Genomic DNA, 19549 nt, shown 5'->3' with positions numbered 1-19549 from the left:
TGTCTTTTCGAACGATTTCCGATGCATTATTTCATCAAAATCATTTTACGGGTAACCTGATGTTTACCGGTGTTTATACGGAACAGATAAATACCGCTAGAGGCGGGCTGCCCCATCTCATTATTTCCATCCCAAACGACCGAATGGATACCAGCTTCCTGTTTACCGGCGAATAATTTGCGAATTTCCTGCCCCAGGGCGTTAAATATTGTTACGCTGACACTGCTGTTCTCCGGCAGTATGTAGCGGATCTCGGTTGTAGGATTGAACGGATTGGGGAAATTTTGCATCACCTGGAACTGCTCCGGTACTTCGCTGCCAGTCTGTCCGAGACGGAGCGTTTTTACGAGGTGATTACTGATGGTAACACTGCGACCTTCCTGTAATTCATGTCTTGCGAGCACATTCTCACCGATCAATTCTTCGATGTAAATACCTCCCTCGCGGAAAAACGGGAGATTCTCTGCGCTAATCGTTAGCGGATATGCTGCCGCCTGAATGTCGATCGTTGCTTCTGTGCCGCTGGTTGCTCCATACCCCCCACGAAAACGGGCATCGAACAACCCGGATGGCAACATGTCCAGCGAAGGAAGCTTCGGATTGGGCATATTGTCATACTGTTCAAAATCCACAGAAAAATGCAATCTTTGTTTCATTCCTAACGCATCGCTGATTACCAAACCGGGACTTTCAGAGAGTATTTGACTACGGAGTATCCGGAGATGGTCATTAGCCTGGAAGCGCGTTCCTGAACAATTCATCGAGATAGTTCCTGCCTGACTGGCTGTTACGTAATACGCCCGACCCGGCTTCATAACCGTTGTCTGCACCCACCCGCCAGTAAGGGAGTTTTCCCAAACCTCTTGAATAATGTTATTTGGGTCATTGATAGCTGAAACCTGGATGTCACAGGTTGGCCCCGCGATAAGATTATTTGTGCCGGCGAAAAGGTTAAGCGTCAACGTATTGATCGGTGTGCCGGTAATGCTGACATTTTGCGTTGTTGGGTGACTGATCCAATATCCGACTCCCCGGGTAAAATGCGTGGTGATGTTGGGATCGGGCACGTGGTTGGGATATACCGCACCAACCGATGAGTCCGGCATAGCCACCGGCATACTCAATATTGTATACCACCCCGTAACCGGTACGATAACCGTTTGCTGGGCACTATTGCCAACGGTCAGTTTAACCGGTACGAACAGAGGACTTTCGTCCGGATCGTTGCTGGTAATAATCAGGTTACATTCATACAAGCCTTCGGACAGTCCGGAGGCATTCAGCCCCACAGATATGGCGGCATTGTTGCCAGGTGAAACTGTGCCATTAGTTGGGCTTGATGAAAGCCAACCACATGCCGGCGGCAAAGGTGGTTGAATACGTACGGCATGCTGGTTTTTCAAATATGCTGCATTGTAAACAACCGGGAGCCCAACCGATCCACCGGCATTCTCGACACCTACGGTAGTGGAATTCGTGTTACCTACCAGGTTATTATATTGCATAAGAATTTCGCCATTTGGCGAGAGAATCACCTGAAATGTAAATCCTGTGTCGAAAGTGCCTTGATATATCGGCACGTCTGTATATTGCACAATAAATCGATTTGCATTACTATCATGATAACTGTGAATTGCCCCCTTGAAGCTTAAATCCAGATCATCCCAAAATGGGGCAATAAAGTTACTGGGATCTGCTGCATTCGGAATCGCCTTGTTTTCCCAATTCGATCCGGGAATTGCTCCGAAGGACAGAAATCCGTTTGCGGCGATTTTTACGGTTGTGTTATCCACACCATAAAATGGAAAAGTAAATGGAAGATTGACTTCCGACCATCCTTCATCCTTGTCAGCCAGCGTCAATTGTGTGCCAATTGTGGAAATATCTTGCCAGCTGTATGACGGTCCGCCCGACTCATCGCTATCTATCCATTTATAACCAAATGCATCCGGTCCTCCGGCACCCACTACAACGGCAGCGCCCATAATTACTTCCGGTCTCGCTTTGCGGCGTAAATTCTCCTCAGCCGAGAGTTGCTCAACAGGCTGTGGAGTAGCCGTTAGCCATGCCGTGTTCACCGTTGGTAGAATGTTTGCTCCTTGAACAGCCACACTCCAATTCAAATTACCAGATCCAACACCGCTGGCATCATTAAAAATCGTCAGACTAACCGAACCGGACTGATTAGTACCGAGTGTTGAAGTAATCGTTGAGGGCGAAACCCGGATATCCGGTGATGCCGCCGTTCCGCTGCCGCTCAAACCCACATCAAACGTTGCATTGCCGGTAGCGTTACTGGTTAGGCGCAACGCAGCGGATTTGTTGCCTGCAGAAAGGGGCTTAAATGAAACCGTGATATTACGGGTGGCGTTCGGCGCGAGCGTAAACCCGCCGCCACCGGCAGTGACAGTAAAATCGGCAACATTAGTGCCCACAAGTGAGCTGTTGCTAACAACCAGATTGATGTTGCCGTTATTTTTAATTTCCACGATTTTGGAACTGCTCTGATTAACGGCAATCAACCCATAACCCAGGCTGGTGGGATTGGCAGCAATTTGTGCTGTTCCGCCCGTACCGCTCAGCGCAACATCCAGAGTGCCTGTATCGGGATCGTTGCTGGCAATACGCAAAGCCGCGGATTTGACGCCGGTCGAAAGCGGTTTGAAGGTCACCGTTACAGTGCGGGTAGCGTTGGGTGCCAGGGTAAAAACGCCGCCGCTGCTGATGGAATAATCAGCCGCATTATTGCCGGTTAACGAGGTGCCGGAAACGTTCAATGTAGCATTGCCATTATTCTTAACAACCACATTCAGAGGGCTGTTTTGGTTAACGCCGATGGTGCCATAGCTGAGACTGGCCGGCGTTACAGCAATGTCCGGTGTGCCTGCGGAACCGGTAGCAAATTGACCTTTAAACAAGCCCCGTCCATAGGTTACCGCCATAACCGTTTTATCAGAACTGCGATAGAGCAGCTTGCGAACCCGGACGTTGGGCAGACCGGTGTTGGCCGGTTGCCAGCTGGGCGAAGCCGCTGTAAAATTGTCTGTGCCCCAAACACCAACATCCGTTCCCAGAAGCACCTGACTGCGGTTATCCGGGTTGAACAGCGCCCACCACACCGGCATATCCGGGAGATTACTCTTTTTGTTCATCCAGTTTTGCCCACCATTGCCACTATACCAGACTGTTGGTACACCATAGCTTGTTGTTGTCAGCAGCAATTCATTATCACTGGCACCGAATTCAATATTAGACGGATATCCATTAATATTCAGATCACCGGTAATTTCGGTAGTCACCGGGCTGTTCGTCTGCGCGTTGGTTATTTTGTAAATTCTGGCCTTTTGGGTCGAGAAATCAAACACGCCGACAAAAACCGTTGAGGAAGCAGGGTTATGTGGAGAAACCCGCACCATGTCGGGCGTTTTGCCAAAATTCACACCGTTGATCGGTGCAACATCGACTGTCGCAGCCGTCATGTTGCGAATGCGCCCCAGCGAATTTTCATTACGCGCGAAATAGTAGGTATTGGCATCGTGATCATAGTCCGCCGGATTGATAAACTGTCCGCCGCTACCTGCGTCTATGTAACTATAGCTACTATAGCCACCATTTTTGCCATTAATATTCCGGTAAATAGAGACATATTGTCTGGCAATCATCATCACGTTGGGATCGTTTGCATCGATGAAGCTGGCAATGCCGTCACCGAACTGCAACGGCTCGGCAATGCCCTTGTTCGAATTCCAGTTGATTCGCATCATACCTTGATCCTGGGCACTGCCCAGCATAAAAGGATCACCGGCAGTTGGGTGCATGGCTGCGGAATAGAACTCAAGCGTTGCATAGCCATTGTTTCTCGGCTGAAAAGAATAATTCGTTCCAATCGTCGTTGACAGTGCCATACCCACATCTGACCCAACAATGGCAGTGGTAGCAGAACCCGGTTGAAAGGAGAGAATTTGATAATCCCATCCACCACCGGAGGTGTTCCAGCTATTGCCGCCATCCGCTGAACGGTACATTTCGAACATGCCGGCCCAAACTTCATTGGCGTTCCCCGGCGTTACCTGCAGCGCCATCGCATAATTACTGGCATAGGTGCCGATATAAGGCGGCAATGCTTTTTGTTGCCAGGTTACACCGTTGTTATCCGAGCGGTACAAGCCCGAGCTTTCCAGGGCATACACCACGTTGGCATTGCTCGCTGCTGCCAGCACAATTCGCCTCACCCCAGTATCGGGGAAACCGTTGGTGCCGGTATTCAGCTTCGTCCAGGTGCCTGCATTGCCGCTGACGGAGCGATAAATACCGTCTTCTTTCATTGCGGCGTAGAGAGAATTGTCTGCAGCCACAATAATATCATTATCAACACTGAAATATATGCTGGGTGCTTCGAGAACAGTTTCCCAACTGCTGCCGCCGTTAGTAGAGCGATACACCGCCGATCCGGATAAAGCGTCGGCTTTGGGTCCCACAGCATACACATGACCGGTGGCAGGATGGACCACCAGTTCGGTCACATAGTAACTGCCGGCAGCAGCCAGCGGCGACCAGCTGGCCCCACCGTCTGTACTTTTGAAAATGCCCGGCTGGGCGCCGGCATAAAACACCTGAGTGTTTTGTTTGTCATAGTCCAGCGAATAAATTCTCAGGTTTGCAAATAAATCACCCACCGGTGTCCAGCTTGGATTCGCTTCCGAATTGCTGAAAATGTCGTTGGTATACCATATGCCGCCATTGGTCATGCCAGCCCAAACTTTTTTCCCCGAAACGTCGTTGGGATCCCACATGATGGCGCGGGTACGACCCCCGGCGTTATTTGGCCCGGCGGATTGCCAGTTGATATTAACCGCGCTATTCCCGCCTGCAGATAAATTGGAATTAGCTTTAAATGCCTTGATCCGCTCGATCGCTGCATTCAGCCGTTCGCGTGGCGGGTAGCCCAGCAGGGGATCAGCGGTAATTCGCTCTTCATATTCTCTCGCCGCGGGGGAGTCGGTTGCCTTCTCGTAATTGCCCGCCTTGCGTAATTCGCGATACTGATAAGCGTATTGGTCTTTAAGAAGGTTAGCGGTATCTCCCTCGCCAAATTGCGCTGTTTCAGTGAATTGCCAATAGGCAACTGCGCCGGTTATTACGGTCAACAGAATGATAATTCCTGCCAGCACAGTTTTAAGCTTAATTTGGATAGATCTGATCATTTTCCGATCCTCTGTAAATGGAATTGATTGCACAATTTTTCGATAGTGCCTCAAAATAAGAAAAATGACTCGGAATTATCTTGCCACTATCAACCATATCTTTGCCATTTTCGCACATCAGGCAAATTTTCTCTCATTCCGGGTCAGTTGATACTGAACTGTAACACCAGTGATGCGGCTTGACCCGTAAACGACGAAAGAAAAATGTCAGGTGTTAAAAAATTGAGCGAGGGTAAATTTCAGAAAAGCGGAGATTTGATTTTGAGAGAGCAATGCCTGCAAAATCGGCAGAGGGTTGTCAGCCATTGTATTTGGTGGGCGGGCATCCGAATTGTTTTTTAAAACTGCGGGTAAAATGAGCCTGGTCGCTGAAACCGACCCGGTAAGCGATTTCTGCCACATTGCCGGCGTTTTGCAACAACAGTTCTGCCGCGCGTTGCAGTCGTTGGGATCGGATAAATTGCCCGGGTGACTGATCCAGCAGCGCCCGTAATTTGCGGTTGAGGTGGGTAACGCTCATTCCCGTATTGCTGGCGAGGTCTTCCACACCAAAAGTTTCATCGCCCATGCGGGATTTGATGGTATCAATAACCTTGCGAAGGAACACCTGGTCCAACGGCAAATCGCTGACTTCTGACGGTTCGATGTTTGCAGCATTGCTGAACCGCGCCCGAAGCTGTTTTCGCAACTGAATGAGGTTTCGCACCCGCACCTGGAGTTCCCTGGCGCTGAAGGGCTTCACCAGATAATCGTCCACACCGGCTTCCAGCCCTTCGATTTTGCTATCCTCCGAAGCTTTGGCGGTTAACATAATCAGGGGAATGTGACTGGTTTTTTGATCGGCACGGATTTGTTTGCTGAATTCATAGCCATCTACTTTCGGCATCATCACATCCGTGATGATGAGATCCGGGATAATTTCCCCGGCTTTGGAAAGGCCGTCTTCGCCGTCCGGTGATTCGAGAACTGTATATCCGTTATCTCGTAGATGTTCGCAAATAAAAGAGCGAACATCGCCATTGTCCTCTACCACAAGAATAATTGGCAATTCTGTTGCCGTTGTGATCATTCCGGGTGTTGTTTTATTATTAGTAGCGCTGATATCAGGTATCATTTCATATTTATCCATCAGTAATTCATCCTGATACCGTGCCTTTCCAACTGATGTATCATTAGTTTTTGATTGAATGCCTCTGGCAGAATAAAACTCTTTCCCGGCAGGAAAATATAAACTGAAAGTTGTTCCATCACCTTCGGTGCTCATGAATTTGATTTTGCCGTGGAGCAACTCAACCAATTCTTTCACAAATGCCAACCCGATACCGCTGCCGATGTTTTCTCCGGAAATTGGATTTTCTATCTGGTAAAAGCGGTCGAAAATAAATTTTTGAAGGTTTTCCGGAATTCCAACTCCGGTATCTTTCAAATGGATTGCTACATAATTCGTTTCTTCCGCAATGCTTACCTGCGAATTTGGCGACTCAACAATCAGCGTTATGCTACCACCAGACGGTGAAAATTTGAATGCGTTTGAAAGTAAATTTAGAATTATTTTTTCTAACTTTTCCATGTCGTAATTCATTTCAAGGATGTCAATATCCGAATGAAAATGCAAACTCAATTGTTTTTGCTCTGCCAACGATTCAAATGAGAACAAAAGATTTTTCAAAAAAGGAAGCACATCATTATAGACCAAATTCAGGGTCATTTTCCCTGATTCCAATCTCGATATGTCCATCAATTGATTAATTAGATGTAATAACTTGCTGGCATTTCGGTGTGCAATATTCAGCCTGTTTTTATCTTTCTTGTTATCGATTTTCGACACTACATTTTTTATTTGCCCCAAAATCAGGGTCAGTGGTGTGCGAAATTCGTGAGAAACATTTGTGAAAAACCGCGATTTGAGATGGTCAAGCTCCCTTAATTTCTCACGTTCAATTTTTTCGATTTGCAAGTTATATTTCAACCGTTGGCGGTTTACCTCATAGCTGCGCAAACTTAACAATAGAACGATAATCAACACCGCGTAGATGGCATAAGCCCAGTAAGTACGCCACCATGGGGGTGTGATAATAATCCGGATCGATGCTTCTTTTTCGCTCCATAAGCCATCATTGTTTGTCCCCTTAACTCGAAACGTATATTCACCATGATCAAGGTTGGTATATGTCACATGGCGATTGGTACCGGCATCTTGCCAGTCATTATCAAAGTTATCCATGATATATGAAAAATGATTTTTGGAAGGATTTGTAAAATCCATTGCCGCAAATTCAATGTTGATTACTTTGTCATTATAAGACAGCTTGATTTCTTTATTTTCTTTCGTATTTGAAATATGCGGTAAATCAGGATCATTACTATAAATAGAATTATTTGACACCCGGAAATCCGTAATGGTTATACTGGGGCTGTGATCGTTGTTGCGAATGTTATCGGGGTAGAAGGCATTTAATCCTTCAATTCCACCAAAGAATAACTCACCCGAAATACTTTTGAAAAAGGCACCGGCGTTAAATTCATTATTTTGCAATCCATCATTGACGTCGAAATTTTTAAAAGACAAGGTTTCCGGTGTAAAGCGGGATATACCATTATTTGTGCTTATCCAGAGATTTTTGTTATTGTCACTTAAAATCCCATAAACAACATTGTCTGGCAATCCATCTTTTTGTGTAAAATAATGAAATGTATCTGTTTCCAAGTCAAGGCGATTCAGCCCACCACCTGCAGTTCCTATCCATAGAAATTTTTCCGGTTGACCGGGGTCACTAATGATTGACCGCACAACGCTATGACTTAAACCCGATGACTTTTTGGAAGAAAAATGATATTCTTTGAATGTTTTACTCTCTGAATCAAATTTTCGTAAACCGTCAATAGATCCTAGCCAGATGTTACCGTTTACGTCTTCATAAATTGTCGGAAATTCTGAGTTTGAAGAATTGCCGGATTTTGGCTCTATAAATGTTATAAGGTCATAACTAGCCGTAGAATGATTAAATTGCCCGAATTGAGTAGGAGTTGCGACCCAAATATTGTTGTTGCGGTCAACGAGTAATTTATAAACAATATTGTTTTTGTCCCTTTTCGGAACAGTAGGATCAATTGGGAAGAAAGTAACTTCCGGATTTTCCGATTCCGGTTTATTAATTTGGAAAACGCCATCTAAACTGCTCGCCCATAACACACCGGAAGTATCTTCAACCAATGAATACACTTCCGCAGTGCTTGAATATTGATTATTTAGTTTTGTCAATTGCGAAGATTCGCCGGTATGCCTGTCGATTCGGATTAATCCGGATGCCACCGTGCCAACCCACAATAAACCGCTGCGTGATTCGCAGATGGACCGAATACTCGCACCTTTCCAAAGTGTTAATCGAGAATCATTCAGGCGTTTTGTGGAAAAACGCTTTGATTTTGGATCGAGTTTATACAACCCATCACCGTTTGTGCCCATCCAGATGATATTACCTTTATCCTGAAGAAAAGCAGAAATGCCATATCGATGAATTTTTGGTGTCAAGTTGATGTAGTTTTGTTTAGAATCATATTTACCACTTTGGGGATTGAAGGTTGCCCAACCACCAAATGTTCCAAATAAAACATTGTTATTATTATCTTCAAATATTGTCTGAACCCACCCCCAATTTTCTCCGGGTGGAATCAAACCATGTTGGCTGAGGTTGTAGAAATCTGACGCTCCGGTATGGGGGTTGTAACGGACCAAACCCGGTCCGGCACCGAACCAGAGATTGCCATTTTTCCCGTTGGCTATTCGCAGTATCTCTGTTCCGCTTTCCAGCGCTCTTCCCCACTCCGATCCAAATTCTTTACTGCCAACGCGGAGTATTTGGTAGTTTTTATATTGTTGATCGAAATTGATTTTATGAAGTGCAGAACCCAGGGAGACCGATGTAGTTGCCCAAATTGACCCGCTATTGTCCACGATAACTTGCCGCACAAGGTTGTTGCTTAGGCTGTTTGATGAACCGTGAATATGTTGAATTTTCTTAATGGATATTTTGTCAATTACAAGAGTTTGTTGATCCTGTAAAGGTGTGAGAATGATTAACCCACTCCCCCAGGTTGCCACCAAAATATTGCCATTTTGGTCTTCGGTAATATCACGAATATTTTGTTGGCTAAGGTTGTTCTTGTCGGCATTTTCTAAAGGTATTTGATAAAAGATGTTTTTTGAACGATCTAAAAAGTTCAAGCCTTTTCGGGTGCCAATCCATAGTCGCTGCTGGCTGTCTTCGTATATAGTTGTGATAAAATTATTCGAAATGGAAGTTTCATCAAAAGGATCGTGACCATAAACAACAAACTGATAACCATCATAGCGGTTCAATCCGTCTTTCGTTCCGATCCACAAATAGCCTTTGTGATCCTGTAAGATGCAATTTACCTGATTTTGAGAAAGGGTTTTCGGATATTTGATTTTTTCCGGCTGGATGTGTGAAAATGGCGTAACTGAGGTGTTTTGCGCCAAAACAATAGCCGAAGAGAATATCAACATGGCTAATATCGTTTTCATAGCAGATTTGTGAGTATATCCAGCAGTAGTCATAAAAATAGAACGATCTTTTTTGCGCCGCAGGTAGAAAGATATGAACAAATCATTGTAAAGGGTCTCAACTATGCAGGAAATAGTGAAAAAATGAACATCCAGTCATTAATAAGATAATAAACTCTGAAGGTTTTGCCAACCCCAACTGTAAATCAACCACTTTTGTGAAATACGCTGAAACAAACTGCAAACTAATATTGGCATTGCGCTAAATGCTTACTGAACAAAATCGAATGAACTTTTGGAGTTCGATCCATCTGTATCTTAAAACGTAGTCCTAAACGATAACCTATTGGGTGAATACTTAAACCTGACGTGTTATGTTGTCACGATGAAAAATGAACGGTATTTCGATGAAAAATATCGCACCCAAGTGATACAACTTGTTTGTTAGCATTTCTTTTTATAACATTACCTCACAGTAGATGATAACATAAAGCGCATTCCACATAGCAATTTCTTAATCACACCATGCGCACCTCAACATCTTAAGAACGTTGTGACTGGGTTAATATTTGCGCTACACTTTGATTTGCCGGAATTAAGGCGCTTATTTCGCATGGTGTATAACCCACAAAGTGTTGTTACACAACACCAAAACAGGAAAAAAACATGAAATCCAGGAAACATTTCAACAGATGTGCAATTGCTATTTTAGCAGCGTTAACAATCATTTTCTCATCCGCTATAAGCCACCTAACGGCTCAGGATATTGAAACAGTTGTTCAGATTGGTCACTCGCACATTCTTGGACTGGAATTCAGCCCGGATGATAAAGCGATTGCTACCATTGGTGGAGAGGGCTCCATAAAACTTTGGAACGTCGAAAGCGGGCAGGAATATCGAACTTTCGAAGGTGACGGCTCTGTGGATTTCAGTAAAGATGGAAAATATATTGCCATGGGTAGCCGGTATTTTAAAGCATATGTCCACGATATCCAGACTGGTGAAAGGGCTTTTGAATTTGAACATCAAAATGATGTTCCATACATTTCATCAGTGCAATTTTCGGAGAGTGGCAGATATCTGGCGACCGCAGCCCGGGGGGCGGCGAACATGTGGGATTTGACGAAATCGCAACTCATCCATGCGTTTTATGATCCTGCCATTTATGTTGTAAACCTGAAATTCAGTCCGGACAAAAAGAGCCTTGCCGGAAGTGGTGCAGAGGGATCGGTAATCGTCTGGGACTGGATGTCCGGAGAACGACGCCATCTGTTTGTGACGGACAGCGCTTTAACAAGCATAACGTTTAGCCCTGACAATCGCTACCTGGCCGGACTCACAAATGCCGGCATGCTATACGTTTGGTCGCTCGAAACGGATCAACCCGTGCACACTATATCGATGGCTGCATCGCCCATCAAAGCCTTTACCTACAGCCCGAACGGTGAATATCTCGTTACTGTCAACGCTGCCAACAAGATTCATTTCTGGGATTCGCAAAGCGGTAATCGAACAGCGACAGAATTAGACAATGGGTTCGCCGGTTCTGCAATCCGATTTTCAAATAGTGGTGAGTATTTCGCCATCGGCGGTGATGGCGTATCGCTGTGGCATGCCTCCGATAATCGACTGGTGCGGCGTTTTATCAGTCAAGTTAAGGTTGTCGAAGCAATTGCATTTAACCCGAAAATGCCTTACATCGCCATCGGCGGAAGAAAAGGTGCGCGCATCTGGAACCTCAAAACTGCCCAACTGATGACCTCGCTTGACATAGCCACAGGCTATATTTATACGATGGCATTTAGTTCCGATGGCAAAATGCTGGCGATCGGGGAAACCGATGGCAACATCACGTTGTGGGATTGGAAAACCGGTAAGCAAATTCGCGCCTTAACCGGTCACAGCAACGGGATTTACTCCCTGAGTTTCAGTCCGGATGGCAAGATGCTGGCTTCCGGAAGCGCAGATAATACTGTGCGAATATGGAATCCCGACAATGGTCAGCAGATCCATCTTTTTGATGAATATGATGGCGGGATATTTGCCGTCCGAATCAGTCCGGATGGCAAGCTGTTGGGCACAGCGGGTAAACATGGAAGCGTTCGGGTTTGGGATATCAAAGATCATCTCCCGCTATTATCCTTGAATTTGCCGCAAAATGAATCTCTGTATGCCATCGATTTTAGTTCCGACAGCAAAGAATTTGCCTATGGAAACGCTCACGGACAGGTCGATATTTGGGATATTCAGTACGGTGAAAAACCAACTATTATTCAAACCGATCGCATCTGGATTACCTCCCTGCATTTCAGCTCTGATGGTAAACGCCTGCTGATTTCTACCGGTGATGGCAGATGCATGATTTACAACCGCTCAACCGGCGAAACAATCATATCCGGCGAGAAACAGCCCCAAACCCTGACAGCAGCAAGCGTGAGCGGCGATGGCAAATATATGGCTATTGGTGGCTGGGATGGAAAAGCCAAAATTCACGACACGACAACCGGCGATCAGATTGCATCGCTCGTTGCCATTGGCGAAAAAGATTATATCTCGATTACCTCTGATTTCCATTACCAGGCTTCGAAAAATGCACACAAAGGCGTGGCATTTCGCGTCGATAACAAGCTGTATCCCTTCGAACAATTTGATCTGAGATTGAATCGTCCCGATGTGGTTGTTGAAACATTGGGGTACGGGTCACCGGAACTCGTCAAAGCCTATCATCAAGCCTATAAAAAACGTCTGAGAAAAATGAATTTTACCGAAGAAATGCTCGGGAGTGATTTTCATCTGCCGGAAATTTCTCTGCATTCATCGAAAATTCCCCTTACGACCACAAATAAACAATTGACATTTCAGCTACGCGCCGTGGACAATTTGTACAATCTGGATCGTCTGCATGTTTATGTGAACGATGTTCCCATCTATGGCAGCAGTGGTCTGGATCTGCGTTCGCGCAATACCCAGTCGATTGTTGAACAAATTGAACTGACACTATCGAACGGGCGCAACAAGATTCAGTTTTCAGTGGTAAATCAGCGCGGAGCAGAGTCCCTGCGGGAAACATTTGAAACTGTTTACACCGGCACACAAGCCCCGGCGGATCTCTATCTTGTGACCATCGGTGTTTCCCAATATCAGGATGAGCGCTTCAATCTGGAATACGCTGCAAAAGACGCTATCGATTTGGAGACCCTTTTGTCCGGGAATTCCGGAACGTTTCAAAACATATATCCCATCAAATTGTTAAATAGCGAGGCAACGCTTGAGAATGTTTTAAACGTGAAAAAAAATCTGTCCAAAAGCCGGGTGGATGATGTTGTCGTTTTATTTTTTGCCGGGCACGGACTGCTGGATGCGGATCTGAACTACTATCTGGCAACTACCGATATTGATTTCCGCAATCCTGCTGAAAACGGGCTGCCATACGAAATGCTGGAGGGTCTTTTGGATGGCATTCCCGCACGCAAAAAATTGATGATGATTGATGCCTGTCATTCTGGTGAAGTGGACCGTGATGAAACAATACTCGCTGCAAAAACAAACATCGTTGACAACAACGTAAAAGTTCGTTCTTTCCGGGGTTTAGAGGTCATCGGCCTGAAAAAGAAGGTAGGCTTAAGCAATTCGTTTCAACTGATGCAAAATCTTTTTGCCAACCTGAACCGCGGCTCCGGCGCCATGGTTATTTCAGCCGCCGGGGGCGAAGAATTTGCTTATGAAGGTCAGGGGGTTGCCAATGGCGTATTTACTCATTCCGTGCTGGTCGGCATTCAACAGAAATCGGCGGATAGCAATGGTGATGGACAAATCGTGGTATCTGAACTGCGGGATTTTGTTACAGCACAAGTCAAAACGTTGACCGGTGGCAAACAAACCCCGACATCTCGTCAAGAAAATCTGGAGTTTGATTTCAGAGTGAATTAATAATCCTTCAAGCAACGTTGAATGACATGTTTATCTAAAATGACACACTACCAACAAATTAACTCAAGGCCTATTTTTTCTGGGTTAGAGCAATTTATACCGTCAGCACAACTCGCCCACCTCGCAGGGGACTCTCTACCAGTTCATGCGCTTTTGCTATAGAATCTAGCGGAAACCGCTCAACCATTTCAAATCCCGGCCACTCTCCCCCAAGTGCCTTATTCAGATCCGCAGCAGCAGCGGCCTTTGCTTCTGCCGGAAAATCATCGCTGCCAATAAAATATATGTGTATGTTTTTAAATACGAGTGGCCAAAACGGAATAGCTGGCATTGGGCTCCCTGTAGCGTAGGCAGAAATGGAACCGCCTATTGCCAGCAATTGCTCGTCAATCTCAACATTGGCATGGAAAGCAACTTCGATGATATGATGAACGCCCTTTGGTGCAAATGTGTGGATATGTTCAACCACTTCATCTTTTGAGCGCCCATCAGTTCGAACAACAACGTGTGCGCCCGCCCGCATCGCAATAAGCTTATCTTCCTCAGATCGCACGGTTGCGATTACATGTGCTCCTGCATGCCGGGCGAGTCCTATCGCACATTGCCCCACCGCACCTGCCCCACCTTGCACAAGTATAGTTCGTTCTTTAACTGCTCCTGCGACATGCAATGCACGATGAGCAGTAATGCCGGGAATACCCAGACAAGCACCTTGTTCGAAAGACACATCTGGTGATAGTGGTATTGCCTGCTCCGAGGGTAACACCGTATATTCAGCGGCTGTTCCGAATGGCCGGTAGCTTTGCGCACCGAAACACCACACCCGCTCTCCGACACGCGATAACGAAACGCCTTGCCCCACACTGTCAATTATTCCAGACCCGTCGCTATGAGGGATAACCCTTGGATAAGACATCCCTATTCCAAATGTATCCTGACGTTTTTTGACATCACCGGGATTGATACCTGATGCCGAAATGCGTATTCGCACCTCACCAGCTTTGGGTTGGGGATCCGGCATCTCTCCTACTATAAGTACTTCCGATGCTGGACCTTGTTTTTCGTACCAGACAGCCTTCATCCATCATCTCCTTAAAACCATTATATGATGCAAAAACACGGTTTACCATCGCAAAACGACACTATAAATTGCTGATGTTTTACAACTGTTTGCACAAACTAAAATTTAAAACATAATCACAGCCATTTTGCAAAATTCCCAAACCACAAATAAAAACCAACTACCTTTGGCTCACATTGATGCGCAGGCTATTGCAGCCGCTTGCGAAATGAATCTTTCTTTAATATACTTAACATCAAGGCTATCTTACAAATCAAACTGGCTTTTGATCATTGCAATAAAATCGTCCTCGTTCATTTCTCGTCGATTGTCCAGCAGATATTCTGCATCTGCACCGGCCCGAAACCGTAGCGTATTACCTTCATCGTTTGCTGCTGCAAAAATCACTTCTGCTACCATGTTGGCAGGTGAGGCATTGCCCCCGAATTTTTCAAACCCTTTGAATACAGCAGCAATCAGCTGCTGATACTCGATCATACTTTCATCATTTTGAAAGTCAAAGGAACGGCCGCCGAAATCGGTGGCTATCATCCCGGGTTCTACGATTTTCACTTTTACGCCAATCTTTGCCATTTCATAGCTTAGAGCTTCGGATATGCCTTCAACGGCAAACTTGGTTCCATGGTAGAGGGAACCCAATGGGAAGGTCATTTTTCCGCCAATAGAGGAAATATTAACAATGACCCCATTTTTATGCTGCCGGAAATGAGGGATAACAGCCCTGGTAACATCGATCAGACCAATGACATTGGTATTAAATTGACGGATGATATTTTCTCTCGGGAAAGCTTCCAACGGCCCGTAGGCACCATATCCAGCGTTATTTACCAAAACGTCAATTTTCCCAAATCTGGTGATCCCCTCCTGGATAGCTTGATCAATTGATGGCAGATCCAGCACATCTAACCGGGTGAGGAGTACATTCTCCAAATGATTGAATTCTGTTTCTTTTTCGGGGCTACGCATGGTTGCGATGATATTCCAGCCTTTTTCATGAAACAAGTGGACAGCGGCTTTACCAATGCCGCTGCTGGTTCCTGTAATTAAAACTGTTTTATTCATTTCCAAATTCCTTATTTGTTAAGTTTCAACATATCGCCCATCCCGTTAGCAGCATAAAGTTGCTGAGTGATGTCATGCAATAGTTTGTTGTATGCTTCAACAGGTTCTTTCAGGAAAGTGTAATCAACCACCGTTCTGAACGGTTTTTTACCGAATGGCATTACCAGCAGGTCAACAATGGCATCGGCGACCTTCTGCGGATGCTGATCGGGAATTGTTTGCAATACTTGCTGAAGTCCTTCCATGCCTGCTTGCGGTATATGGATCATGTCTCCATAAACTTTGCTTCTTTCTTCATCCTTTGGTTGCATTTGGAGCATAACATCCAAAAACTCTGTCGGCATCGCACCCGGTTCTATAATGCACGACTCGACGCCGAAGCTTGCAAGTTCGGCTCTGTAGCTTTCCGCAATTGCTTCCAACGCATATTTCGAAGCACAGTAAGTTCCGTAAAACGGAAATGTCAATCGGCCAATGCCACTTGAGATATGAATAACGGTACTTTGCGCTTGCTTTCTGAGATGCGGAAGCGTTGCCCGCATAACTCGTTGAACCCCATAAACATTGACATCGAAAACTTTGTGCATATCTTCAACAGTAAAAAACTCCTGTATTCCTATCGATCCGATGCCAGCATTGTTTATGACGACATCTAATCCGCCCAATATTTGAATTGCCGCTTCAACCCCCTGATTAACACTGGCGATGTCCGTTACATCCATTTCAACCAATTGGACGCCTGCAGCTTTCAGTTGTTCGGTAGCTTCTGCATTTTTCCCTTTTAGCGAACGCATCGTACCAACTACCTGATTTCCTTTTTCCGCAAGGGCTATGCTCGTGAGTTTGCCAATACCGCCACTTGCACCTGTGATGAGAATTTTTCTGCTCATAATATCTTCCCTTCAATTTGGTTATATTTTGATAGAACCAAAATAACGATATGAGTGGTCTGTCCTTAACACAGATTCGGGAAAGAAAAACACAGTTTTGGGATTTTTTTGGTGTGATGCTATAAAAAGAGGGGAAATTGCACCCTTTTATTAATTTTGGCGTCGATATTCCTGTGGGGTAATACCGGTTTTGTTCTTAAAAAGGCGGCTGAAATAATGCGGATAGTTAAAGCCAAGCGTGTAAGCGATACCGCTTATCGTTTCATCGGAACCAAGAAGTAGATTTTTGGCTTTTTCGACCAAAAAGTGGTTAATGTGGTCTTTTGCGGTTTTATCTGTCTCTTTTTTTAAAAGATCACTCAAATAGCCCGGCGACAAAAAGCATTCCTTAGCAAGATATTGAACAGTAGGAGGGCCAAATTCCAATAAATTCCCGGATTTGAAATAGTCATTCAATATCGTCTCCACTTTGGATACGACATCCAGATTTTGTGCTGTTCGTGTATTGAACTGGCGTTCGTAATATCGTGTGCAATAATTCAGTAATAATTCGATATTTGAGACCAAAACCCGTTGGCTATGATTATCAATTCGTTCTTTGATTTCTGCCTGTATCATCTTGATAATTTGAGTAATGGTTGCTTCTTCCTGAGTTGATAAATGCAGCGCTTCATGCACCGCATAGGAGAAAAAAGAATAATGTTCAATCCTGGAGCCAAGTTTAGTGTTTCTTATCAGGTCCGGATGGAAGTACAGCATCCAGCCTTTGACTTCATTTAGCGCCTGTGCCTTGTTAACCGAAAACACCTGATTGGGAGCCATAAAAATTAAAGTGCCTTCATCAAAGTCGTAATGGGTTCTTCCATAATCAAGCCCGCAACTTTTGTCTTTTAGGGCAATGCAATAAAGGTCAGATGTAAACTTTGTTCCAATGAGTTCTTCACCGTATGCAAGTTTGGATACATCAATAATTGTGATCAACGGATGGGTAGGTTTTTTGAAGCCCATTGTTTCATGAAGCTGGCTAATAGACTTGTGTCTGATACTTTTATTATTCATATTTCAACTCTCTTCAATAGTAATAGTGGAAGTTAGCCATTCTTGCTAACAAACTTTAACACAAATAACTTTTTCTTTAACATAAATTCCGATTCATTAACTGATGTTACGCGGTCACGAAAATGTAGTTCGCATATTTAAGAACCCTACAATAGTAGACATTTTGTTGGTAGGGAACGCGTATCTGCGTTCCGCAACTGAAACAGGTTTTTCGTTACGTCTGAATATTTTCAAACTGTTTGATTATGATGCTTGACATCAGTCATTAATATAAAATTTGTATGGTTAGGAAAAATCCTAAAAAACAAAACCCCGTAAAACATTCATTTTACGGGGTTTATTGATGGTGGGCGCTACTGGACTCGAACCAGTGACCCTCGCCTTGTAAGGGCTATCAAAGACGCTTTAAATTCAATAAAAACAACACTTCAAACAATTTTGAGAGGTCAAGACTTTTTCGATACGGCGACCCTGTTTTCCAGATATTCACTAAGAATTTCAGTCTTCTTCTCTGATGTTATACGTATGTGTTGCTTCAATTAACCATCCGTATTTTCGGGGTACTTGAATATAATGCATAATTTTCAAGTGTTTGATTCCATGAAGCAGATCAACGACGATTCTCCGTTTCCAATTCTTTGAGCGTGCCATTAACGAAACAGTCATACCCCCATTTGGAGCGCCATTTGTAAAAAGCCGCTGAACTAATGCATGCTCGAGGTACAACACCAGAACCGGTGTACAAGTTCAGTCTGGTTGAGAATACTAGAAGTCATCTCAAAAATACCTTTTGAGTAAAATCAGGCTACACGCCAGTTTAACCATAGCCAGGTAATTGTCAAGTTTATGTTCGTATCGAACCACCAGCCTTCTAAAGTTTTGCAGCCAGGCAAAAAGTCGTTCAACTTTCCATCTACGCCTATAGCGCCGCAATTTTCTGCCATCCTGAGTCGCCGCCTTTTTACGATTCGAGCGATGAGGCGCAATCATTTCAATTCCTTTTTCAGCAAGTCGTTGATCGAGCGGGTCACTATCATATGCCTTGTCGCCAATCAGCAAATCCGGAACTTCTTCAATAAACCTTTTTTCGAGCGTTTGCTCTACCAGTTTGACCTCATGTGGGCTAGCACTCGTGACGCATACGGCGATAGGAAGACCAGCACCGTCTGCCACTGCCATGAGCTTCGAACCCTTGCCCCGCTTGGTTTTCCCAACACCTGGGCCCCTTTTTTTGCCGGCGCAAAACTGCCGTCAATAAAACATTCCGTCAAATCCAGTTTACCGCGTTCCTTGAGGTCTCTAGCCAAGGCTTCCAGTATCGTGTCCATGACACCGGCGCTGTCCCATTCCTGGAAACGGCGGTGGCAGGTTTGGTATGGCGGATATCGATCGGGCAAGTCTTTCCAGGGTGCCCCGGTTCGAAGAACCCATAGTATCGCATCCAGGATTTCACGCGATGATCTGCGAGGGCGACCACGCCTATCTTCACGTGCGGGAATAACAGGAATATGCGGTTCAATGACTGCCCATTGTTCGTCTTTGAGTTCCATCGCTCACCTCTTCTTTTATACAGTGAGCCTAATTTAATACATCATTTACCTATTTTTGAGATAGCTTCTAATTATTTATAGTTGTACAACCTTTGATTGATAGCTTTATTGCGAATCCCAATTTGATAAAAAGCTCCCGTCAGTCGCAAGACTACGCAGGGCTTTTTTGATCAGTGTGTTAATGTGGAAATTGTCTAGATTGGTAAACCTTCAATGTGTAGATATTAACGAAAATTTGATGATATATT

At 44.9% G+C, this 19549-nt stretch carries 8 protein-coding genes; 1 reads left to right on the top strand and 7 read right to left on the bottom strand.

Annotated features, from left to right (window positions below; translation table 11 throughout):
- Window positions 1-26: 26 nt before the first annotated feature.
- Together H6629_09610 and H6629_09605 are read right to left on the bottom strand one after the other, a co-directional pair.
- Window positions 27-5204 carry a choice-of-anchor D domain-containing protein gene (locus tag H6629_09610; GenBank protein MCB9068049.1) on the bottom strand — a complete coding sequence of 1726 codons (5178 nt, stop codon included), beginning with the start codon at window positions 5202-5204 and terminating at the stop codon, window positions 27-29.
- 298 nt (window positions 5205-5502) lie between these two features.
- Window positions 5503-9750, bottom strand: a complete 4248-nt coding sequence (locus tag H6629_09605; protein ID MCB9068048.1) for a response regulator — start codon at window positions 9748-9750, stop codon at window positions 5503-5505.
- Between the two features lie 645 nt (window positions 9751-10395).
- On the opposite strand from H6629_09605, the gene H6629_09600 reads away from it, so the two are divergent.
- Window positions 10396-13659 (top strand): caspase family protein, encoded by a 3264-nt coding sequence (locus H6629_09600; GenBank protein MCB9068047.1) that lies wholly within the window; start codon window positions 10396-10398, stop codon window positions 13657-13659.
- Window positions 13660-13753: 94 nt separating this feature from the next.
- On the opposite strand, the gene H6629_09595 is transcribed toward H6629_09600, so the two are convergent.
- From H6629_09595 to H6629_09575, 5 genes are all read right to left on the bottom strand, one after another.
- The gene (locus H6629_09595; GenBank protein ID MCB9068046.1) at window positions 13754-14740 is read right to left on the bottom strand and encodes an NADPH:quinone reductase; all 987 of its coding nucleotides are present in this window, start codon (window positions 14738-14740) and stop codon (window positions 13754-13756) included.
- Between the two features lie 246 nt (window positions 14741-14986).
- Window positions 14987-15802: an SDR family oxidoreductase gene (locus H6629_09590; GenBank protein MCB9068045.1), complete on the bottom strand. Its 816-nt coding sequence runs from the start codon at window positions 15800-15802 to the stop codon at window positions 14987-14989.
- Window positions 15803-15813: 11 nt separating this feature from the next.
- Window positions 15814-16692 carry an SDR family oxidoreductase gene (locus H6629_09585; GenBank protein ID MCB9068044.1) on the bottom strand — a complete coding sequence of 293 codons (879 nt, stop codon included), beginning with the start codon at window positions 16690-16692 and terminating at the stop codon, window positions 15814-15816.
- Window positions 16693-16842: 150 nt separating this feature from the next.
- Complete coding sequence (locus tag H6629_09580) at window positions 16843-17751, bottom strand: helix-turn-helix transcriptional regulator (GenBank protein ID MCB9068043.1); 909 nt, start codon at window positions 17749-17751, stop codon at window positions 16843-16845.
- A 777-nt stretch (window positions 17752-18528) separates the two neighbouring features.
- Window positions 18529-19301 (bottom strand): IS5 family transposase gene (locus H6629_09575; GenBank protein ID MCB9068042.1). Its coding sequence is split into 2 segments (ribosomal slippage): window positions 18529-18965 and window positions 18965-19301, totalling 774 coding nucleotides; the frame shifts between segments, so codons are not numbered across the junction.
- Window positions 19302-19549 lie beyond the last annotated feature (248 nt).

This window comes from Calditrichia bacterium (assembly GCA_020634975.1).
In the GTDB taxonomy this organism is placed as follows: domain Bacteria; phylum Calditrichota; class Calditrichia; order RBG-13-44-9; family J075; genus JACKAQ01.
Note: the sequence above shows the minus strand (reverse complement) of the source record. Positions and strands in the feature narration are given on the sequence as shown.